General features: G+C 63.8%; 15 protein-coding genes. 7 read left to right on the forward strand and 8 right to left on the reverse strand.

Annotation, left to right across the window (positions count from 1 at the left end; all coding sequences use genetic code 11):
• Positions 1-180 precede the first annotated feature (180 nt).
• Together LJ655_RS04035 and LJ655_RS04040 are read left to right on the forward strand one after the other, a co-directional pair.
• A complete protein-coding gene (locus LJ655_RS04035) occupies positions 181-783 on the forward strand; it encodes a DUF1326 domain-containing protein (RefSeq protein ID WP_230559974.1) in 603 nt (200 codons plus the stop codon).
• A 2-nt stretch (positions 784-785) separates the two neighbouring features.
• Positions 786-1,577, forward strand: a complete 792-nt coding sequence (locus LJ655_RS04040; protein ID WP_230560262.1) for a DUF2182 domain-containing protein — start codon at positions 786-788, stop codon at positions 1,575-1,577.
• 75 nt (positions 1,578-1,652) lie between these two features.
• Here the strand turns inward: LJ655_RS04040 and LJ655_RS04045 are convergent, their stop codons facing one another.
• The 4 genes from LJ655_RS04045 to LJ655_RS04060 form a co-directional block, all read right to left on the reverse strand.
• On the reverse strand, positions 1,653-2,051 hold the full coding sequence (locus LJ655_RS04045) for a VOC family protein (RefSeq protein WP_230559975.1): 399 nt from the start codon (positions 2,049-2,051) through the stop codon (positions 1,653-1,655).
• 55 nt (positions 2,052-2,106) lie between these two features.
• Positions 2,107-2,349 (reverse strand): DUF6429 family protein, encoded by a 243-nt coding sequence (locus tag LJ655_RS04050; protein ID WP_230559976.1) that lies wholly within the window; start codon positions 2,347-2,349, stop codon positions 2,107-2,109.
• A complete protein-coding gene (locus LJ655_RS04055) occupies positions 2,346-3,440 on the reverse strand; it encodes an IS630 family transposase (RefSeq protein WP_230559977.1) in 1,095 nt (364 codons plus the stop codon). Before LJ655_RS04055 ends, LJ655_RS04050 begins: the two co-directional genes overlap by 4 nt.
• Positions 3,441-3,592: 152 nt before the next feature.
• Positions 3,593-5,563, reverse strand: coding sequence for a sigma-54-dependent Fis family transcriptional regulator (locus LJ655_RS04060; protein ID WP_230559978.1), 1,971 nt, complete (start codon positions 5,561-5,563; stop codon positions 3,593-3,595).
• 306 nt (positions 5,564-5,869) lie between these two features.
• On the opposite strand from LJ655_RS04060, the gene exaC reads away from it, so the two are divergent.
• From exaC to LJ655_RS04075, 3 genes are all read left to right on the forward strand, one after another.
• Entirely contained in the window at positions 5,870-7,396 is a 1,527-nt protein-coding gene (exaC, locus tag LJ655_RS04065; protein WP_230559979.1) for an acetaldehyde dehydrogenase ExaC, read from the forward strand.
• Between the two features lie 370 nt (positions 7,397-7,766).
• A complete protein-coding gene (locus LJ655_RS04070) occupies positions 7,767-11,615 on the forward strand; it encodes a type VI secretion system Vgr family protein (protein ID WP_230559980.1) in 3,849 nt (1,282 codons plus the stop codon).
• A gap of 1 nt (position 11,616) precedes the next feature.
• Entirely contained in the window at positions 11,617-12,219 is a 603-nt protein-coding gene (locus LJ655_RS04075) for a hypothetical protein (RefSeq protein WP_230559981.1), read from the forward strand.
• A 22-nt stretch (positions 12,220-12,241) separates the two neighbouring features.
• On the opposite strand, the gene LJ655_RS04080 is transcribed toward LJ655_RS04075, so the two are convergent.
• The 4 genes from LJ655_RS04080 to hemC all read right to left on the reverse strand — a co-directional run bounded on the left by LJ655_RS04080 (position 12,242) and on the right by hemC (position 18,457).
• Positions 12,242-13,978, reverse strand: a complete 1,737-nt coding sequence (locus tag LJ655_RS04080; protein ID WP_230560263.1) for a SulP family inorganic anion transporter — start codon at positions 13,976-13,978, stop codon at positions 12,242-12,244.
• Between the two features lie 296 nt (positions 13,979-14,274).
• Positions 14,275-15,465, reverse strand: coding sequence for a heme biosynthesis protein HemY (locus LJ655_RS04085; protein WP_230559982.1), 1,191 nt, complete (start codon positions 15,463-15,465; stop codon positions 14,275-14,277).
• 2 nt (positions 15,466-15,467) lie between these two features.
• Positions 15,468-17,459 (reverse strand): fused uroporphyrinogen-III synthase HemD/membrane protein HemX, encoded by a 1,992-nt coding sequence (gene hemDX, locus LJ655_RS04090; RefSeq protein ID WP_230560264.1) that lies wholly within the window; start codon positions 17,457-17,459, stop codon positions 15,468-15,470.
• Entirely contained in the window at positions 17,459-18,457 is a 999-nt protein-coding gene (gene hemC, locus LJ655_RS04095; RefSeq protein ID WP_230559983.1) for a hydroxymethylbilane synthase, read from the reverse strand. Before hemC ends, hemDX begins: the two co-directional genes overlap by 1 nt.
• A 232-nt stretch (positions 18,458-18,689) precedes the next feature.
• Between hemC and ppc the strand changes: the two genes are divergently transcribed.
• Together ppc and LJ655_RS04105 are read left to right on the forward strand one after the other, a co-directional pair.
• Entirely contained in the window at positions 18,690-21,737 is a 3,048-nt protein-coding gene (gene ppc / locus LJ655_RS04100) for a phosphoenolpyruvate carboxylase (RefSeq protein ID WP_230559984.1), read from the forward strand.
• 176 nt (positions 21,738-21,913) lie between these two features.
• Positions 21,914-22,726: a helix-turn-helix transcriptional regulator gene (locus LJ655_RS04105; RefSeq protein ID WP_230559985.1), complete on the forward strand. Its 813-nt coding sequence runs from the start codon at positions 21,914-21,916 to the stop codon at positions 22,724-22,726.
• Positions 22,727-22,730 lie beyond the last annotated feature (4 nt).

Below are 22,730 nucleotides of genomic sequence, written 5' to 3' on the forward strand. Positions count from 1 at the left end.
CGTTGGAACGAAGTGAATTCCAGACAACGCTCATCGCTCCCGGCGCCAAGCACTCACTGAATAAGCCGCTTCAATCATTCGCAGCTCCGCACGCTTTGATTCCTGCCCGCTTAACGCCTACAACAAGGGATGTCCGGCAATGTTCTTCCCGGCCGGATAAAAACGGCAGTGGAGGCGTAAATGAGCTATCAACTAATGGGCAGCATCCTCGAGGTATGTGAGTGCAAAGTGCTGTGTCCGTGCTGGATCGGAGAAGACCCCGACAACGGCACTTGCCGCAGCGCACTTGCTTACCACTACGAGAAAGGCACGATCGACGGCGTCGATGTGTCAGGCTTGACGGTCGCGTTCGCGGCATTCATTCCGGGCAACGTGCTGAAAGGCGGCTGGCGCGTCGCGATGTTCGTCGACGAGCGCGCGAGCGATGCGCAATTCGACGCCTTGGTGAGCGTGCATAACGGCGAGCGCGGCGGACCGCTCGCGGATCTCGTGAAGTTGATCGGCGAAGTCGTGTCCGTCGAGCGCGCATCGATCGAATACACGGTCGTCGACGGCAAGGGCAAGATGAAAGTCGGCGAAGTGATCGCGGCCGAAATGGAACCGTATCGTGGCCCGACCGGCGAGCCGACCAAGCTCGTCGAAAGCATCTTCTCGACGATACCGGGATCTCCTGCGTTCGTCGGCAAAGCGAACTCATTTCGACTGCGCCACGAAAAGCTCAATCTGGATCTCGCATTGACGGGACATAACGCGATTCAGGGATCGTTCAGCTTCGCGTCGTGAAGATGCTCCAGCGCTCGCGGCTGTTCGCGCCGCTCTTCGTCGTATTGACGACCAGCGCGTGGATCGCGTTATGGATGTGGGACGCAGGCCCGTATGCGCGCTATCTGCGTCATGCGAGCTGGGCCGAACTGCCCCTCGTCGGCGCGATATGCCGCGAGGTGCCCGGCGCGAGTCTCGCGCTTTCGGCGTTGCTGCACAGCGTCGCATGGCTCCTGATGATCGCGGCGATGATGCTGCCGACCGCCTTTCCGCTCTTCGATGCCTTCAGGCGAATGACGAACGGTCGCGAAAACCAGGGCACGCTGGTAGCGTTGTTGATCGCCGGTTACGCGACGGCCTGGGCACTATTCGGCATCGCCGCGCACGGCTTCGACGAGGCGCTCCATCGCGTTGCAGACCAATCGCCGACGCTGCTCGGAGACGGCTGGCTGATCGGCGCTGCGATCCTCGCGCTCGCGGGCGCCTATCAGTTCAGCGGCCTCAAGCATCGATGTCTCGACAAGTGCCGCTCGCCGCTCATGTTCATCACCGAGCATTGGCGCGGCAGGAGCGCACGCCGCGAGAGCTTTCTGCTCGGCATCAGTCATGGCGCCTTCTGCATCGGCTGCTGCTGGGCGCTGATGTTGCTGATGTTCGCGGTCGGCACCGGAAGCGTCGGCTGGATGCTGGCGCTCGGCGCGATCATGGCGGCCGAGAAGAATTTCCGCTGGGGCCGGTCCATCGGCACGCCGCTCGGCGTCGCGTTGATCGCCTGGTCCGCGTGGATCGTCCTACGGCACGCTCTCGCCGGCTGACAGATGCCCGTCCATCATGCGCCCAACGCGCGGCCTCGCGACACTGAACGCGCATAGCAGCCGCCGCCGCGACTGCTACTGCGTCACGGGAGCGTGACAGCAAACGCAAATCTTGTTTCCCTCCGGGTCCCGGAAGTACGCCCCGTAATAGTCCGGGCGGTAGTGTGGCCGCAAGCCCGGAGGGCCTTCGCAGGAACCTGAATTGGCCAGCGCGCTCGCGTAGGCGTTGTCGACCGAGCGACGATCGGCCGCGAGCAACGCCACCATTTGCCCGTTTCCGTGTTCCGCCGGGTTGCCGTCGTATGGCCTGCCGATCAGGAAGAGCGGACGCGGCATACCCTCTGCCATCCAACCCGCCCACGGTTTATCCGGCTCACAAAACTTCAGTTTGTGTCCCAACTCACGCATGACGGCCGAATAGAATCTGAAGGCTCGATCAAAGTCATTAACTCCAACGAATACATGCGAAATCATCTTGATCTTTTCCTGTTCGCTGGAACCTAGTGTCGTGAGTTAGAAGTTCGTTGAATCAATTTCCCGGTCGTTCTGGAATGGCGAAATGTTGATTAAAGAGCCGCTCGGACTCGCGCAGTCCTTCTTCGGTAAAGATCACGGACTTCGTCTTGTTGACCGGGTCTTCGATGAAGCCCCGTTCGTAGAGTCGGTTCAGCACATCCCAGTCGAAACCCTTCCATGCGCGGTATCGGTCATGCAGGGTCAGGTAGAGAAGTGCCAGGGCGACTTCATCAATTGCGTCGGTGTTGATGTTCATGATGCTTCGCCCGCGGCCGTCCGAACCCGCATACAAAACCGTTCGAGACTGGCCAGAATTTCACCAGCCGACTTGCTCCAGGAAAACGGTGTTGGATTGGCGTTGTAGATGTCCAGGTATTGACGGATCGCGTCTTCGAGTTGACGTGTCGAGCGATGCGTACCGCGTCGAAGGTATTTTTCAGTGAGCGAGGCGAACCAACGTTCGACCTGATTAAGCCACGACGCCGAGGTGGGCGTGAAGTGAACATGGAAGCGAGGATGTCGAGCAAACCAGGCTTTGATCGAGGGCGTTTTGTGCGTGCCATAGTTGTCCATCACCAGATGCACATCCAGGTGCGATGGCACACTGGCTTCGATGGTGCGCAGAAAGCGCACGAATTCGCTGCTGCGGTGGCGCCGATGTACCTCGCCGATCACCTCGCCAGTAGCGATGTCCAGCGCCGCGAACAGCGTAGTCGTGCCGTGGCGCATGTAATCGTGGGTGCGTCGTTCCGGGATGCCGGGTGCCAACGGCAGCATGGGTTGCGTGCGATCGAGCGCCTGAATCTGGCTCTTCTCGTCCACGCACAACACCATGGCCTTAAGCGGCGGATCCAGGTAAAGCCCGACGATATCTCGCACCTTGTCGACGAACATCGGATCACTGGAGAGTTTGAACGTTTCCTGCCGATGCGGCTGCAGACCAAAAGCACGCCAGATCCGTGTGACCGCCGTTTGCGACAATTTCATCTCACGAGCCATCGTGCGCGTGCTCCAGTGAGTCGAGCCGACAGGTACGGACTCAAGCGTCTTTGCGATGACCGCATCGACGCGAGCGTCATCAATCGTCCTCGGCGCGCCGGGCCGAGGCGCATCGAGCAGTCCGTCCAGACGATGCATTACGAACCGCGCCCGCCACTTCGATACCGTTTGCTGAGTGACCCGCTGTTTCGCCGCAACGCTCTTGTTGTCCAAGCCATCGGCACAGGCCAACACGATGCGCGCCCGCAATGCGAGAGCTTGTGCGGTCTTGCGTCGCATTGTCAGCGCTTGCAGTTCTTCGCGCTCCGATTCGCTCAGCACCAATTCCCCTTTGGGCCGTCCGCTCATCCTTGCCTCCTCGCATCAAGTGCCACACAGAACACTTTAGTACGCGATCGGCATCATTCAATGAATTTTTAACTCACGACACTAGCCGCGTAGTTCCGCAAGCACGGTCCTGCTGGTTCACTGAAAAACGGCGGCCTCCGAAAGCCGCGACTTCAGTCATCTTCCGTTGCCCTGCCCCGCTCCGCCGCCGGCATCCTGCGATAGATGGTATTGCGCGACACCCCGAGCGCACGCGCCGCGGCCGAAACGTTGCCGCCATATCGCGCCAGCGTCATGGCGACCACCGACGTGGCGACATCCTCCAGCCGCGCACCGTCATGCGCCGAAACATCGCCACTGCCGCCATCACGATCCGCGCCACGAACGTCATCCAGAAAATCATCCGGCAGATGCTCCCACCGGATCTCCGCATCCTCCTCCACCATTGCCGCCGCAGTGCGCAGCAGGTTAGCCAGTTGCCGGCAGTTGCCCGGCCACGCATGCCGCCCGAACACGGCCATCACGTCCGGCGCAACGCTGAGCGTCCGCCGCCCTCCGCTTTCAACTGATTCCCGCTGCAACATCTTCTCCACCACCACCGCGAGATCGCCACGCTCGCGCAACGACGGCAAGCGAACCGCAAGCCCGTTGATCCGATAGTAAAGATCCTCACGGAACTGGTTCTGCGCGATCATTTCGCGCAAGTTACGGTGTGTCGCGCAGATGATGGACACATCGACGGGAACCGCTCTCGCGGCTCCAAGCGGCGTCACGAGCCGCTCCTGCAACACGCGCAGCAGCCGCACCTGCAACGAATACGGCATATCCCCGATCTCGTCGAGAAACAGCGTGCCGCCATTCGCCTGCATCAGCTTGCCGGTCGCCCCTTTGCGCCGCGCGCCGGTGAACGCACCTTCTTCGTAACCGAACAGCTCGGATTCGATCAGCGACTCCGGAATCGACGCGCAATTGACCGCGACGAAGGGGCCGTCGCGGCGCGGCGAATCGTTGTGGATCGCCTGCGCGAGCAACTCCTTGCCCGTGCCTGTCTCGCCGGTGATCAGAATCGGAATGTCCTTGCCGAGCACCTTGCGAACCTTGGCGATCAGCGCGGAGACGCGCGCGTCGCCGGTGTCGAGATCGCTGAGCCGCGACAGTCCCGCAGCCGGCTGACGCGCATTCGCACGCACCGGCTGCACGGCGGCGACGCTCTGCACATCGACCGCTCCACGCCCCTGCCCCAACGACGGCCGCCTGAACTGCGCACGCGCGCAAACCACCGCACCGTTGTACAGATTCAGCGTCAAATGCGGCGCGACGCCATGCGTCAAGCGGTCCATCAGTTGCGCATACGAGATCTGGAACAGCGACGACAGCGTATGCGCGCGCAGCGCGGCAAGGGACAGGCCGAGCTGAAACTGCGCGCTTCGGTTCGCAGACAGAAAGCGGCCATCGTCCGTGAACGCAATGATCCCTTCCATCAGCGTGCCGAGGAACTCGGGCCGTCCGTGGAAAGACACTTGCAGCACGTCACGGAACGCGGTCGAGAACAGATGGTTTTCGATCATTTGCACCGACATCTTCGCCAGCGCCATCGTGTGCTGGTGATAGCTGCGGTGGTCGCCGGTCACGTCGAGCACGCCGATCAGATCGCCGTACGGATCGAGAATCGGCACACTCGAACAGGTCAGGAAACGGTTCGCCGCCAGATAGTGCTGGTCGCCATGAACGACCATCGCGCAGCCCTCGGCCAGCGCGGTGCCGATCGCGTTGGTGCCCTGGCGATCCTCGGCCCAGTTCGCGCCGGGCCGCAGCGCCACCTTTTCCGCGCGATGCAGGAAGTCGTCATCGCCGATCGAATGCAGGATCAAGCCTTCGGCGTTGGTCAGCACGATCATGCTTTGGGTGTTGACGATCTGCTCGCGCAGCGTCTCCATGACCGGCATCGCATGCGCGCACAGCGTTTGGTTCTGTTCGCGTTTCAGCGCGAGGCCCGTGTCGGAGAGGATGTCGTAATCCGGCCGGATCGATGCGCTCAGGCCGAATGTCTCGGAGCGTTCGTGGGCTTTCTGGATGACCGGCGCGGGACAGCCGTTGACGCGGTTGGCAGCGGCATGGCCGGGCGGATGAACGTCGTGGCGCATTGTCTCCTCCTGAATGCGTCCGGGTCGTGCCGGACGCTTCGATGCGTGGACAGGATACTCCCTTTGCCACCGCGACGGCCGCCCTCGGCGAGCCGCGCGGGCGCGCGCCATTGATCTGTGTCAGCTTCGGCCCGTTTGCGGCGTTTCTGAACACCGGCAGCCGGCGCCAGTGTTCAGAAACGGAACACTTCCACCTATAGGGCCCACCGCAATCCGTGAAACTTCGCACTTCGATGCATTGGTACGGTTCCTGCCTGAGGTCGTCCGCGCAGTGACCCGATCACCATCACAAAACGGAGACAAGTGATGAATCCATTTGACCTTCAAGCGCTCGGCATCGACATCGAGTATCCCTATCGGCAGCGCTACGAAAACTACATCGGCGGCAAGTGGGTGCCGCCGGTCGGCGGCGACTACTTCGACAACGTGTCGCCGATCAACGGGCAACCGTTCTGTCGCGTGCCGCGCTCGAACGCCGCCGACATCGACCTCGCCATCGACGCCGCGCACGCGGCGCGCCGCAAATGGGGGAAGACGTCCGTCACGGAGCGCGCGAACCTGCTGCTCGCCGTAGCCGAGCGGATGGAGAAGAACCTGAAGCTGCTCGCCGTCGCCGAGACGATCGACAACGGCAAGCCGCTGCGCGAAACGATGGCCGCGGACCTGCCGCTCGCCGTCGATCATTTCCGCTATTTCGCGGGCTGCATCCGCGCCCAGGAAGGCAGTATCTCGGAGATCGACGACAACACGGTCGCTTATCACTTTCACGAGCCGGTCGGAGTCGTCGGTCAGATCATTCCGTGGAATTTCCCGCTGCTGATGGCCGCGTGGAAGCTGGCGCCCGCACTCGCGGCCGGCTGCTGCGTCGTGATGAAGCCCGCCGAACAAACGCCGGCTTCGATACTCGTGCTGATCGAGCTGATCGGCGACCTGTTCCCGGCAGGGGTCGTCAACATCGTCAGCGGCTTCGGCAAGGAAGCGGGCGAAGCGCTCGCCACCAGCAAGCGCATCGCGAAGATCGCCTTCACCGGCTCGACGCCGGTCGGCAAGCGCATCCTGCACGCGGCGGCGGAGAACCTGATTCCGTCGACGGTCGAACTCGGCGGCAAGAGCCCGAACATCTTCTTCGCCGACGTGCTCGATCGCGAAGACGCGTTCCTCGACAAGGCGCTCGAAGGTCTCGCGATGTTCGCGCTGAACCAGGGTGAAGTGTGTACGTGCCCGTCGCGCGTGCTGGTTCAGGAGTCCGTTTACGAGCGTTTCATCGAGAAAGCGATTGCCCGGGTGGAGCGCATCAAGGCCGGCCACCCGCTGAATCTGGAAACGATGATCGGCGCGCAGGCGTCGCAGCAGCAGCTCGACAAGATCCTGTCGTATATCGACATTGGCCGCAATGAAGGAGCGCAGTGCCTCGTCGGCGGCGAGCGCACCACGCCCGGCGCCGGCCTCGGCGAGGGCTTCTATGTGAAGCCGACCATGCTGTTCGGCAAAAACGATATGCGCGTGTTCCAGGAGGAGATTTTCGGGCCGGTCGCTTCGGTGATGACGTTCAAGGACGAACAGCAGGCGATCGAGATCGCGAACGACACGTACTACGGCCTCGGCGCCGGCGTGTGGACGCGCGACGGCACTCGCGCTTACAGGATGGGACGCGAGATCGAGGCGGGACGCGTGTGGACCAACTGCTATCACCTGTATCCGGCACATGCGGCGTTCGGTGGTTACAAGCAGTCGGGGATCGGGCGCGAAACGCACAAGATGGCCTTGTCGAACTATCAGCAAACGAAGTGTCTGCTGGTGAGCTACCAGGCGGAGGCGCTCGGATTCTTCTAAGCGGTGGCGCGTCGTCTACCGACGACGCGCGCCGAGGATGCAGCCGGACGGCGTGGTGGCCGCTCCGGTGCATCGAGGATGCTTCACTCTGAAGGCGGCGGCAGTCCGTTCGCTGACAATTTAAAGAATTGCCTATACAGGCTAAAAATTCGTCCAATTCTGATAGCCCCCTGTCGTCCCACTCCCGATACTGGCGTTCGCACATAACAAGGGAGAAGCGATGAAGAACGGCAACGGCCAGCCGATGATCCGGCTCGCGGACAAGGCAACATACAACGGCAAACGGGTCAGCCTTGCCGGTGACAGGACAGGCTGCGGTGCGATGCTGAGCGCTTCCTGATTCCCAGGACACACCGTGCTCCGTACACGCATGTTCAACCCCGCACAGGACCGCACGCTAGGTCTATCCAGTGACGCGCTCCCCACATGGAACAATGAGCCTTTGCTGGCTCCGCTCCGCCTGCGCGGCACCGAGTCTCTCGGCAAGCTCTATCGATACACGCTCGACGTGGCGACGATCGAAAGTCCGACGCTCGGATTGTGGCAAGCACAGGAACTGGTCGTACCCGATAAGCTTATTGGCAAGGTCATCGATATTTCGATCGCTTTCGACGGGAACGGATTGTTCGGTCAACACCAGTTGGAACGCGGCGACGTGGCACACATTGGCCCGAACCGCCGCACGATTTCGGGCCTCATCACAGGCATGAAACAGACCGGCATCGAGAATCGGCGCGCCCATTACAGCTTCGTCGTGCGCCCCTGGCTGTGGCTGGCCACGAAGAACTGCGAAAGCAGGATCTTTCAGGACGCGAGCGTCGTGGACATCATTGACCGGATACTCAAGGAGCGTTATCACTTTCCGGTCGTGATGGAATTGGGCGCGCCCGGATTGCGCAGCGGCTACCCAAAGCGCGACTACGTCCGGCAGATGTGGGAATCCGACTTCGAGTTCCTCACGCGCATCTGGAGAGAATGGGGAATCTACTATCTGTTCGACGGAATGACGCTGGTACTGTGCGATTCACCCGGCTCGCACAAACAGCACGGCGACGCGTACCACACGATCCGCTATCACGCGCCTGACAGCCGGCACGTCGAGGAAGAGCACATTCACAGGCTCGAGGTCTCGCGTCAGATCACGACGGGCAAGGTCAGTCTGATCGACTACGACTATACGCGCCCCGGCGTGCACTTCGAGAGCGAGTACAAGAGCTTCAGCGAACGAGCCTGCGACAACATCGAGCAACACGGCTGGGGCGACTACTCGCAGCCGCTCGCCGGCGCGACGGGATTGTCAGGCGCGCGAAACGACTTCCGCAACGAAGCCGAGCACCTCGCGAGCGTGCGCGTCGATGCGATGCGCTGCCACCGGCTGCGTCTGAAGGGCCAAGGGAATCTGCGCGGCCTGAGAACCGGAAGAACTTTCTGGCTCGACAATCATCCGCAACACGAAGTCAACGCCGAGTACCTGGTGGTATCGACCACGCTCGACATTCGCAATGCGGCGCAGAACACACAGTCGCCCAGTAACGACACGAACGATGCGCCGCGCCAGTACCTGACCCGCTTCGTGCTTCAGCCTGCCAATACCTTCTTCAGAAACCGCCCGAAGAAAAAGCCGCGCTGCGCGGCGGAAACGGCCGTCGTGGTTGGGCCCGAGCACCAGCCGATCTGGGTCGATGGATACGCGCGCGCAAAGGTGCGTTTCGTGTGGGACCGGCTTGCCCCGAAAGACAACAAAGCCAGTTGTTGGGTGCGCGTGTCGTCGCCGTGGCAAGGCAATGGCTTCGGCGCGATCTATCCGCCGCGCGTCGGCGAGGAGGTCGTAGTCGGCTACCACGAAGAGGATCCGGACAAGCCGTACGTATCGGGCCGAATGATCAACGGCTGGAATCAGCCGCCCTGGAAGTTGCCGGATAACCAGGCACTTTCAGGCATCTTGAGCCATGAGCTCAAAGATAGCTGCGACGGCCAGACCAATCACGTCGTCCTCGATGACACGCCCGGCCAGCTCCAGGCGCAGCTCGCCAGCGATCACGCGAACTCGCGCCTCGTGCTGGGCTACAACACGCGTGTCATGCGCGAGGCCGGCCGACAGCAAGCACGCGGTGAAGGCTGGGAACTGGCCACCGATGCATGGGGTGTGGCGCGCGCCAACAGGGGCATGCTGATCACCACCGAGGCGCGTCGCGGCGCGAGCGCGCCGGCAAAGGATCTCGGCGAGACCGTGGCGCGTCTTACGCAGGCGCGCGACATCCACGAGAACCTCGCGGGCCTCGCGCGGCAGTATGAGGCACAGGAACCGCAGACCTCTCAAAGCGAGGTGTCGCGGGCCATCAAGGCGCAGAACGACGCGATACGTGGCGTCGCGGTGCGTGCGGACCTTCCTTTCCCGCAGATGACCGAGCCCGACATGGTGCTGGCCAGCGCGGCGGGGGTCGGTCTCACGGCAGCGCAGAGCACGCACTTGGCGAGTGTCGAACACATCGCGCTCACAGCGGGCGGACATGTCAGCATGGCGGCGGCGAAATCGCTGCTGGCGTCCGCGGTCAACGGCGTGCGGGTGTTCGCGAAGAAACTCGGCATCAGGCTCAAGGCCGCGTCAGGCAAGGTGCGGATCGAAGCGCAAAGCGATGATGTCGAGGTCCTCGCGCAGCGGGTCGTCAGCATCATCAGTAGAACCGACTCGATCAATCTGATGGCCAGCAAAGAGATCGTGCTCCATGCGGGAAGCACGAAGGTGGTCATCAATTCGGAAGGGTACAGGGTCTATACAGGCGGGGAGCACCGGGTCCATGCGGGGAGTCATCAGACTGAGGGGCCAGCGGCGCGGCCTGTCAGTGTGCCCGTAACGCCAGAGAAGCCGGGCAAGCTGGCCGCGCATCATGTTCTGATCGAACACGATACCGGCTTTGCACTGCCGAACCAGCCGTACCGGATCACGCTCGATGATGGGCAGGTGATTCAGGGCGTCACCAATGCGCTTGGAGAGATGAGCCTCGTCACCAGCAACGTGCTTGCGTTCGCGACGATCGAACTGTTCGCCGCGAGTGAGCGTGACAAGGTTATTGCGGTGAGCAAAGGCGCGGTGATCAGAGACGTGGACGAACCATTTACGGGCACAGTACCCAACCCTGAGAAGCGCAGCGCGAGGGTCGCAGGCAAGAGCGTGGCCTCACCCAATCAAGGCGCGACAACTGAATACAAACCGCCCGAATTCGTTTCCTGCGATCCGATGAACTTCGGGCTGCGCTTTCATCACTTCATCAATGGTGCGACTCTGGCTGATGCGCCGGCCGGTATGTCGATGCGCAAGGATGTTGAGTACCCGGTGACCAAGGCTTATGCGGCTGCGATTAAAACTGCGTTGAAGGGAATCGATTGGGGCGCAGTTGCGTGGCCGTTGACTTCCGATTCGATAGAGACGATTCAAAGCACTGTCACGCCACAATTGGAAATCGCGCTCGGCGCTGGAATCTTTGGATTGCCACGACGCGACGCCATCAACCCAGAAAATGACGGCGCCATGCCGAAGCTTGTGATTGTCAATTCACAGCGGGCAACGGAGTACGCCTTACGACAGGATGTCAGCGCCGCATTCATCGGGAAGTACTGGCTTATCGCCGTCAACGAGAGCGAGATTGCGCGCATCGTCGAACTCAGGGACCAGTCCACCTCGCTGGATAACCGTCTCAGGGCATTTGCCGACACGCTGTATCACGAGTGTCGCCACTGCCAGCAGTACTTCTGGATGTTTTCTTTGCTTCAGCACTTTCCAGACGACTATAAGGATTTGCCGAACGTCCACTCGGTATATTGGTCGACGATGCTGAAGAAAGCCTATACAGCGGCTGGAAACACGCCGCTACCCGACGATCATCGCGTTCACATCGGTCTACATAGGTTGCTTGTATTCCACTACTACTGGCTGATCTCCAGCATGCAGGACAAGCCGGGCTGGGAGTATGTCAGACGAGATCTCCCAAGCGCTGAAAAGAAGGTGTGCGACCTCCTGAACGTCTCCGCTGAAACGGCTCAAAAAATGGCGCAATTCGAAACCGGCTATAGGAGCCAATTTCATGAAGAAGACGCCTACGCCTGCGCGGAAGTGGTTCAGGCTTACTGGTGCAATCCTGGTAATCCTCTCGTTCGCAATCCCAGCACATGCACGGCTCAGTACGTCGATGCTCTCAGATCCATCGGGGCCCGGAGTTGAGATGAGATCCACCGTGACCGATGCCCAGCGCGACATGGCCTTGAGGATATTGACCACGGCGATCGCGATCCTGCGGGACGACCAACCCTTTGATCCCGCGCATACAATATTCGGCCGCATTCGTGCGGCGCGGACTGAGCGCGGTGTGATAGGTGTTACGGAGTATTCCTTTGAGAATCCAGCGTTCCCGCGGACGGAAATCACCGTAGTTGTGATACCCGATCCGCTCGACCCCTCCGCCGACCGCACGAAGGTCAAGCAGATCATGCTGGACTTCACGATCCGGTTCAATCCGCTACTGGCAGACATTAGCCGCTCGACGCTCGAAGATCTCCTCCATCTCGATATCGGCTACTGGATCGACGGCAACGGCGAGCGACGGCCCGGCAATGACATGGGAACAGCGCCGCCACAGCTTCTGCTGCATAGCTATCGCTATCGTGCTTCGAATCTGTCAACGAGTCGGTTTCCGGTGGACGTCGAATTTGCTTTCGGCGACCCCGACCCGAAGAATCCCGCGCCGGACGAACCCAAAACACCCCTCCTGATGGACGTTTTGCTCAGTCGTGACTATTCCGCGTTCAAACGACAACGCCGTGAATAGAGCCGGCCTTGAACCGCAGGCGCTAACCCTTCCCCACCCCCTCGACATAACTATCAACCGCACTACCCACAGTCGGATGAAAGCACGCGTCCCCAATCAGGTCGGTCAACTCGAAGCGCCTCAGCTTGTCGCGAACCGGATCCTTCATCTCCGCGAAATGCAGCGCAATCCCGCGCTCGCCGAGCGTGCGCGTCAAATCTCGCAGCATGTCGGCGGAGGTCACGTCAACGCTCGTCACCGGTTCGGCCGCCACCACCACGCGCCGCACCGGTGTAGGCGATGCGGCGACGGCTTCGAGCAGCCGCTCCTGAAACTGCTCGGCGTTCGCGAAAAATAGCGGTGCATCCCAGCGAAACAGCACGAGCCCCGGGATTCGCTCGGCGTCCGGGTAGCGCTCGATGTCGTGATAGCCGCGCAAGCCCTCGACGCGACCAAGCACCGCATAGTGCGGCCGCCAGCCGTCCCACAGAAATTCGATAACCGCGATCACCACCGCGAAGCCGATTCCGGGAATCGCACCGAACACCGCGACGCCGGCAAAGCAGGCCATCGACAGCCAGAACTCCCATTGCTGGATCCGGAATATCCGCTTCAGGTCCGCGATCTCGAAGAGACCAAGCGCGGCCGCAATCACGACCGCGGCGAGCGCACTGTTGGGCAGATAGCGCATCAGATTGGGCGCGGCCATCAGCAGCGCGGCGACCGCCACCGCCCCTACGACGCCCGTCAGTTGCGTCTTCGCCCCCGCCGCCTCGGCGACCGGTGTGCGCGACGAACTGCTGCTGATCGGAAAGCCCTGGAACAGTCCGGCCGCCAGATTGGCCGCGCCGAGCCCGACCATTTCCTGATTGGGGTCGACACGGCTACGAAAGCGTGCCGCGAAAGTTCGCGACAGCACGCTGGTATCGGCGAACGCGATGAGCGCGACCGCACAGCCGCCGAGCAGGATCTTGACCAGGTCGGCGTCGGCGACCCAGGGTAGCGCGAATGTCGGCAGGCCTTGAGGAATCTTGCCGAGCACCTTCACGCCGACGCTATCGAGGTGCAAGACGGTCACGCACAGCGTCGCGACGATCACCGCGATCAGGATGCCCGGCAGTTTCTCGAAGCGCTTGAGAAACAGGATCAGTACGAGGCTTCCCGCGCCCACCGCAAAGCTGTACCAGTTGGATTGGCCATCGGCGATTGCGCGTATGAGGCTCCAGATGTCGCGCAATGGCCCGCGCTCTTCGATCGAAATCGCAAACAGTTTGGGTAACTGGCTGATCAGAACGGCAAACGCGATGCCGTTCATGTAGCCGTACCGGATGGGCTTCGACAGCAGCTCCGTGATGAATCCGAGCCGCAGCAGGCCCATCACGATACAGAACAGCCCGGACACGATCGCCATCATGCTGGCTACCGCGATCGCGCGCGACGGGTCGCCCGCCGCGATTTGCACGACCACCGCCAGAATCGGAGCCGCGAGCGCGGAGTCGGGGCCTAGCACGAGAATCCGGCTCGGTCCGAACAGTGCATACGCCAGCAGCGGAACGATCGTGGCGTAGAGGCCGTACACCCCTGGGACGCCGGATGCCGCCGCATAGGCGATCCCGACGGGCACCAGCATCGTGGTCAATACCAGTCCCGCGGTCAGATCGTTCGGCAGCCAGCTCAGCTGGTACGTCTTGAGCACCGTCAGTCCCGGCAGCCAGCGCATCCAACGGGGCGCGCTTTTCGCAGTCTGTTCCTCGTGGGGAACTGGCCTGTCCGCTTCCATCTGTGGATTGTTCTCAGTCGAGGACGCCGCAACACGAACCGTGGGCGGTACTGTCATTCCTAGGATAGTCCAGATCGATCAAGGCGGGCCGGGAGCATTTGCCCCTAGTCGATGCGCGCCGATCCGAGACGAAGACGGGTTCGCCCCTCATGGTATGAGTGGTTGGCGGATCTTGAACGACACAGGCGCGTGCATTGGGCGTCGGGAAAAACAAACGGCCGCAGCGCGAGGCTGCGGCCATCGAGGAGCGGTGTCAAAGGCTCGCGCGGTTCAACGCGCAGCCGAAAACGTCCAACTCACGTCACGTTCATCGCCAACGCACTCTCGCGGTAATGCTGGCTCGCCTTCTCCGCATCTCCTAGCTGCTCGTGCAGACGCGCGAGCGCGCGATGCGAGCGGATCTTCAGCGTTTCGTTGTCGGCGAGCTTCAGGGCGCGTTCGAGGAACGACTGCGCCTTGCCCCACAACTGCTGACGCAAGCACAGACGCCCCAGCGCGAACAGCAGGTCCGCATCTTCCGGGCGATCTTTCTGCCATGCCTCGGCTTTCTGGATCAGCGGCAGCGCATCGTCACCGGCCGTGTCCGGATAGCGGCGCAGCAAACGCGCATCCCAGTTCTGCGCGAGCGCATCTTCGACGATCTTGCGCGCCTCCTGCGGACGGTTCAGCGCGACCAGCAGTTCGGCGGCGGTATCGGCGAGGCGCGGCGAATGACGCTCGGTCGCCGACAGCGAACTCCACAGTTCGAGCAGCGCGTCCGCATTGTGACGGCGATCGCGCAGCAGATTCTCCGCCGCCAGTTGACGCAGCCGCACCGCGACCGCCGGATGGATCGCCTCGCGCTTCTCCAGCGTCTTCACGAGCTTCAGCACTTCGCCCCAGTTCTTCAGCTGCTGCTGCGCCCGAAGCATGATCTGCTGCGCGTGGATGCGCCGCGCGCCCTGCGATTGCATCTCGGTCAGCGCATTGAGCGCGCCGTCGGCGTCGCGGCCGTCGGCACGCATATCGGCCGTGGCCATCAGGCGTGCGTCCTGCCAGTCGGCTTCGTCGATCTGCGCGAGCCATTCGTCGCGCCGCGCGTATTCATGCATGCGATGCGCGGCGGTCGCCGCGATCAGGCCGGCCGCGCCCTTGTTGTCGCCGTTCGCGAGCGCATCCCTGGCGGCCTTTTCCGCGCGCGAGAAACGCCCCGCGTACAGGTTGCCGATCGCGTCGCGCAGCGCCGCATGCGCCTTCGCGACACGCGAGCGCGCGCGATACGCGGCGACGCGCTGCGGCATGCGCCAGATATTGCGGATGATGCGCAACAACGCGTAGAAGAGGATGAACAGCACCACTACCGCGACGACGAACAGGTTCAACGACATGTCGACGCGGTACGGCGGATAGATCAGCAGCACCTGTCCCGCGTCGAAGCGCCCGCCCACCGCGAGCAGGACCGCGACGGCGAACAGCGCCGCGAGCCATAGAAGTCCCCGGATCGCCATGATTAACCCCGGTTCCGGTATTGATTGACGGCCTGCAGGCTCGTATCGAGGTTCGGCAGCTCGACTGCGGCCGAACCGGCGTCCACCTGCTTCACCAGATCGATGACCGTCTGCGTGTCTTTCGACGACGCGTCGAAGTAACGCGTCAACGCGGACTGCGCCGCCTGCAGGTCGGATTTCAGCGTGGTCTGGTTGCGCGACAGCAGCGCGAGGCGCGCCGAAAGCAGGCGCAGCTTCAGGTTCTCGCGCACGAAGTAGCCTTGGTCCGGCGTGACCAGCATCGCGTCGGCGTGATCGATACGGCGCACCTGCACGAGGCTCGTCAGCTGCTCGCCAATGCCGTGCACCACCTCGTCGATCCATACTTCCCAGCGCGGCTTGCCGGTGGCCGCGGCCAGCTTCGCGGTGTCGGCTCGGGTGGCCGCATGCGGCGCGGCATGCGGAATTGGTGCTTCGCCCGACAGCGGCAGATTGTCGACGTGGTCGATCGCGTCGTCGAGCTTGATCGCTAGGCCGGTGAGGTCGGTGGACGGCGCGGCCTTCAGCTTGTCGATGTCCTGCGCGATCGCCTTGCGGACCGCGGCCGCCTGCGGGCTATCCGACGCGGCGAGGCGCGTGTCGGCGCTTTGCAGCGCGAACAGCGCGAGCTGCGTATTGCCGGTCAGTTGCAACTGCTGGCTCGCCGCCGACAGCATTTGTCCGACTTCGGCGAAGGTCCAGTCGTCGCGGTTGCGCGCGAGATCCGAGTATTGTTGCTGCAGTGCCTGCTGCGCCGCCCGCGCATCGGCGAGCTTGCCTTCGAGCTGCGCGACCTGCGCGTCCGATTGATGCACGGTGGCGAGCGCCTGATCGATCTTGATACGCAGTTCGTTGTTCTGTGCGTCGATGGCCTGCTGACGCTGCGCGAGCTGCTGCTCGGTGCGCACGAGCTTGCGGTTCATCGCGAAGCCGCCCACCGCCGCCGCGCATGCGATGACCACGACGACGATCCACAGCAGCGGTCCGCTCGTGCTGCGGCGCTTTTGCGCTTCGTACGGCGTGAAGGATTGATTCGGCGGCAAGGCGCTGCTTGCCGGCGGCTGGGGCGAGGCGTTCGTGGATGCTTTCGTTTCAGTCATGCGTGATTGAGCCGGGTTGGACGATTCCGGTTGGAGGGCGGGAGGCACGGCGGCCGCGGCAACGAGGGCGCGGACTATGCGCTCGTCGCCCGCGCCGGACACCGTAATCCTATCAAAACCCAATGCCCGCGCGGTCTGCGCGATTCGGGGATGCGGCGTGACGAGCAGCGCGTGTTTGAGCTGCCCGATCTCGCCGGCGGTCAGGTGTTCCTGCGCAAGTTCGTGCAGATTGCGCACGCCTTCGGAGCTGGTCAGAAGCCATGCGTGCGGCGCGCCCGCGAGCAGTTCATGCACGCGCGCCCACGCGCCGATCGACGGCTCCGGCACGATGCGCCGGTACGCGGCGACCGTGTCGACTTCGGCGCCCGCTTCGCGCAAGCGCTCGGCGAGCCACTCGCGGCCGCCGTCGCCGCGCACGATCAGGACGCGCTTGCCTTCGAGGCTCGCGGCACCGAGTTGCGCCTCGATCGCGGCATAGAGGCCCTCGGAGTCGAAGTTCGTCGATTCGTCGTCGGCGCCCGCCGCGGGGCTGATGACACGGTGCTCGGGCGCGCTGACGCCGTGGCGTGCGAGCGCATGCACGCTACCGGGGCCGACCACGCCGACCGGCAGCGCATGCGGCCAGATGTCGTCGTGGCGCGCGAACGCGTGATCGACCGCGTTCGGCGACACGAACACGACGAGCGCATAGCGTTCGAGCGACGCGAGCGCTTCGCACAACGGCGCGTCGTCGATGACGGGCGCGATGTCGATGAGCGGAAAGTCGAGCGTCGCGAGGCCGGCTGCTTCGAGCTGTTCGACGAGTTCGCTGGACTGGCCGGCCGGCCGTGTGATCACGGCCGTGAAAGGCGCCTTCTCGGGCGTGACGGCGGCCATCACTCACTGGCCGCCGCGCTGGGCGCGGCCGCGGAGCCGCTCGCCGTACTGAGCGCGCGGACGATGTCGAGCGCGCCCTGTTGCGCCAGCGAGTGCGCCACTTCCTCGCCGAGCGCGAGCGCGCGTTCCAAAGTGGGCGCGGGTGCCGACGCGTGCGCGCTCAGCACGCGCTGCCCGTCCGGCGTCGCGACGATGCCGCGCAGATGCAGCGCGCCATCGCCCCAGGTCGCGTAGGCGGCAAGCGGCACCTCGCAGCTGCCGCCGAGCGCGCGCGACACCATGCGCTCCGCTTCGACGGCCGCGGCCGTGTGCTGATGGTGCAGCGGCGCGAGCCATGCGGCGAGGTCCGCACGATCGGCGCGAATCTCGATGCCGAGCGCGCCTTGGCCAGCCGCGGGCAAGCTGTCCTCGGGATCGAGCAGCGCGCGGATGCGATCGGCCAGACCCAGCCGTTTCAGACCGGCCGCGGCCAGAATGATCGCCGCGTAGTCGCCGCGATCGAGCTTGGCGAGCCGCGTATCGAGATTGCCGCGCAACGGCCGCACCTCGAGATGCGGATAGCGCATGCGCAGCATCGCTTCGCGGCGCAGGCTCGAGGTGCCGACCACGGCACCGGCCGGCAGCGCGGCAAGCGAGTCATACTGGTTGGACACGAGTGCATCGCGCGGGTCCTCGCGTTCCATGATCGCGGACAGCGCGAAACCCGCGGGCAGTTCCATCGGCACGTCTTTCAGCGAATGCACCGCGAGGTCGGCACGGCCATCTGCAAGCGCGGCTTCGAGCTCCTTCACGAATAGCCCTTTGCCGCCGACCTTCGACAGCGTGCGATCGAGAATCTGATCACCACGTGTCGTCATTCCGAGGATTTTTACTTCACAAGATGGATATAATTTGTGCAGCGCACATCGCACATGCTCTGCCTGCCACATGGCAAGCCGGCTCTCTCGCGACGCAATCACAAGCGTGTGGGGTGGCGTGGAAAACGTCTCGGTGTTCATTAGCCTGCTGCTTGATCTCGGGATGGAATAACAATCAATGTTAGCACGCGCTCTCGCGCGCGCCCTTGCGTTCCAAGCCTCGCCGGGCCGTCCTGCAGTTCGCTCGCGCAGTCGCTGCGGCAGTCCGCATTGCATTGCCTGTTGCACGCAGTTCACGTTGTAGTTGCTGGTTGCAGTTCCGCAGTCGCAGTTCATCAATCAACAAACCCTGGCTTCCCTGAGGAAACCCATCGTGACGTCTTCCGGACCGGCGCGCCCCGCTCGCCGCAACACTGCCTCGCCCACCGCTCGCCCGGCCGGCGCCGCGGCGCAAGCCGCCCATACCCCGCAGGCTGAGCAAGCCTCCGCGCCCGTCAAGCAGGACAAAGCGGTGAAGACCGCCAAGGCCGAACAGGCTACGACAGCGGCCACCACGCGCAAGCCGGCCAAGGCTGCGTCCGCCGCCGCGCCCACCGTGAAGAGCGGCGCCCGTACGCGCGAGGACAAGGACCACCCGCTGTTTCAGGACATCCGCTATCTCGGACGCCTGCTCGGCGACGTGCTGCGCGAGCAGGAAGGCGACGCGGTGTTCGACGTCGTCGAGACGATCCGGCAGAACGCCGTGCGTTTCCGTCGCGAAGACGACAGCGCCGCCCTGCAGACGCTCGACAAGAAGCTGCGCACGCTGACGCCGGCGCAAACCGTCAGCGTCGTGCGCGCGTTCAGCTACTTTTCGCACCTGGCGAACATCGCCGAGGACCGTCACCGCAACCGCCGTCATCGGATTCACGCGCTAGCGGCCTCGACATCGCAACCGGGCACGATCGCCTATGCGCTCGAACGGCTCGTCGCGGCCGGCGCCGCCGCCACGCCGGTGTTGCAGCGGTTTTTCGACCACGCGCTGATCATGCCGGTGCTGACCGCGCACCCGACCGAAGTGCAGCGCAAGAGCATTCTCGACGCCCAGCACGACATCGCGCGCCTGCTCGCCGAGCGCGACCTGCCGCTGACGAACCGCGAGCGCGCGCACAACGAAGCGATGCTGCGCGCGCGCGTCACGTCGCTGTGGCAAACGCGGATGCTGCGCGACTCGCGTCTGACAGTCGCCGACGAAATCGAAAACGCGCTCTCGTACTACCGCAGCACTTTCCTCGAAGAGCTGCCGGCGCTATATGCGGACATCGAGGAGGCGCTGAAGGAGCACGGCCTCGAAGCGCGTCTGCCGCCGTTCTTCCAGATGGGCAGCTGGATCGGCGGCGATCGCGACGGCAATCCGAACGTCACCGCCGCAACGCTCGAAAACGCGATCACGCGTCAGGCCGAGGTGATCTTCGAGCACTACCTGGAGCAGGTGCACAAGCTCGGCGCGGAGCTGTCGATGTCGAACCTGCTCGTCGGGGCCAGCGATGCACTGAATGAACTCGCGGCCACCTCGCCCGACCACTCGCCGCATCGCATCGACGAACCGTACCGTCGCGCGCTGATCGGCATGTACACGCGGCTCGCGGCAAGCGCGCGCGTGCGCCTCGGCGAAGGCGCCGTGCCGCTGCGCAGCGCCGGCCGCGGCGCGGGGCCGATCCGGGCGATTCCCTACAACGACTCCGCCGACTTCGTGCGCGACCTGCACGTGCTGATGGATTCGCTCGCCGAGCATCACGGCGCGCCGCTCGCCGCGCCGCGACTCGCGCCGCTCGCGCGCGCGGCCGAAGTGTTCGGCTTCCACCTCGCGAGCATCGATCTGCGGCAAAGCTCCGACATCCACGAAGCGGTGATCGCCGAGCTGCTCGAGCGCGCCGGTGTCGAGGACGATTACGCGGCGCTGTCCGAAGCGGACAAGCTGAACGTGCTGCTCGCCGAGCTCGCGCAGCCGCGCGCGCTGCGCGTGCACTACGCCGAGTACTCCGAGCTCGTGAAGAGCGAGCTTGCCGTGCTCGAACAGGCACGCATCACGCGCGAGAGATTCGGCGCGCGCGCGGTGCGCAACTACATCATTTCCCACACGGAGACCGTCAGCGATCTGGTCGAGGTGATGCTGCTGCAAAAGGAAACCGGTCTGTTGCGCGGACGTCTCGGCGACGAGCGCGACCCCGCGCGCGCTGACCTGATGGTGATCCCGCTGTTCGAGACGATCCCCGATCTGCGTAACGCGCCGCACATCATGCGCGATCTGATCGCTCTGCCCGGTATCAGCACACTGATCGAACATCAGGGCAACGAGCAGGAAGTGATGCTCGGCTACTCGGACAGCAACAAGGACGGCGGTTTCCTCACGTCGAACTGGGAGCTGTATCGCGCCGAGCTCGCGCTCGTGTCGCTGTTCAACGAACGCGGCGTGACGCTGCGTCTGTTCCACGGGCGCGGCGGCACCGTCGGCCGCGGCGGCGGCCCGACCTATCAGGCAATCCTGTCGCAGCCGCCTGGCACCGTCGACGGTCAGATCCGCTTGACCGAGCAGGGTGAAGTGATCGCGAGCAAGTTCGCGAACCCGGAAATCGGCCGGCGCAACCTGGAGACCGTCGTGGCCGCGACGCTCGAAGCCTCGCTGCTGCCGCACGACCACACGTTGGCGGAACTGCCCGTGTTCGAGCAAACGATGCAGCAGTTGTCCGACACGGCGATGGCCACGTATCGCTCGCTCGTCTACGAAACCCCGGGCTTCAAGGAGTATTTCTTCGAGTCGACGCCGATCGCCGAGATCGCCGAGCTGAACATCGGCAGCCGGCCAGCGTCGCGCAAGCTGCAGGATCCGAAGCAGCGCAAGATCGAGGATCTGCGCGCGATTCCCTGGGGCTTCTCGTGGGGACAATGCCGGCTGCTGCTGACAGGCTGGTATGGCTTCGGCAGCGCGGTCACCGAGCATCTGGACAGCGCGCCGTCCGACGCGGAGCGCGCGCGCCGTCTCGCGCTGCTGAAGAAGATGCACAAGAGCTGGCCGTTCTTTGCGAACCTGCTGTCGAACATGGACATGGTCATTGCGAAGACCGACCTCGCGGTCGCCTCGCGTTATGCCGCGCTCGTCACCGACAAGAAGCTGCGCAAGCACGTGTTCGAGCGGATCGTCGCGGAATGGGAGCGTACCTCGAAGGTGCTGTCGGAGATCACGGGCAAAAGCGAGCGGCTCGCCGAGAATCCGCTGCTCGCGCGTTCGATCAAGAACCGCTTCCCGTATCTCGATCCGCTCAATCACCTGCAAGTCGAGCTGCTCAAACGCTATCGCGCGGGCGACACGAACGAGCGCGTGCGGCGCGGCATTCATCTGTGCATCAACGGAATCGCGGCGGGGTTGCGCAATACCGGTTGAGCTCGAGTTGCCGCTGAAGCGGACGGAAGCCGGGTGTGGCCGACGCAGGTCACACCCGGCTTCTCTTTTTCTCATTGTGCAATTTCTGCCGCTACAATAGAGTCCGCCATGTACCAGTACAAGCTACGCAATTATTCTGGTATCTCGACTACCCCCTTGCACGCGCAGCCGATAGCATGACGACGCCGTCCTCCGCCGATCACCCGCCACCGCTCGACGCCACGCCGGCCCGCGCGCTCGGCGACTTCATCCGCGCCCATCGCGAGCGGCTGTCGCCGCAGGCGGTCGGTCTGCCGCCGGGGCCGCGCCGCCGCACGCCCGGTCTGCGGCGCGAGGAAGTCGCGCAACTGTGCGGCGTCAGCCCCACCTGGTACACGTGGATCGAGCAGGGCCGGCCGGTGTCCGCTTCGGCCGAGGCGCTCGCACGCATCGCCGTCGCTTTGCAGCTGTCGCGCGCCGAGCGCGCGTATCTGTTCGAACTGGCCGCGCAGCGCGACCCGGCCGAGCCCGACCCGGCCGCCGCCGATGCCCCCGCCACGCTGCTGCAGACCGTGCAGCTCGTCGACACGCCGGCCTACGTGCTCGACCGGCAATGGAATGCGCTCGCATGGAACGAGCGCGCGGCCGACCTGTTCATCGGCTGGCTCGATGGCGCGCACGACCGCAACCTGCTGCGCTACACGTTCACCGAGCCGGCCGCGCGCGCGTTGATCGTCGATTGGGAAACGCGCGCGCGGCGGCTTGCCGCTGAATTCCGCGCCGACTCGATCCGCCATCTGAGCGATGCGCCGACGCGCGGGCTGATCGATTCGCTGTCGGCCGCGAGCGACGAGTTCGCGCGCTACTGGGCCTCGCAGGACGTCGGCGGACGCGAGGGCGGCAGGCGCGAGTTCAATCATCCGCGCGACGGGCGCATCGTCTATGACCAGATCACGTTCAAGCCCGCGCATCGCGAAGATCTGAAGCTGGTCGTGCTGGTGCGCGAATAGTCTG

The sequence above is a fragment of the Paraburkholderia translucens genome, from assembly GCF_020881035.1.
Taxonomy (GTDB): Bacteria; Pseudomonadota; Gammaproteobacteria; order Burkholderiales; family Burkholderiaceae; genus Paraburkholderia; species Paraburkholderia translucens.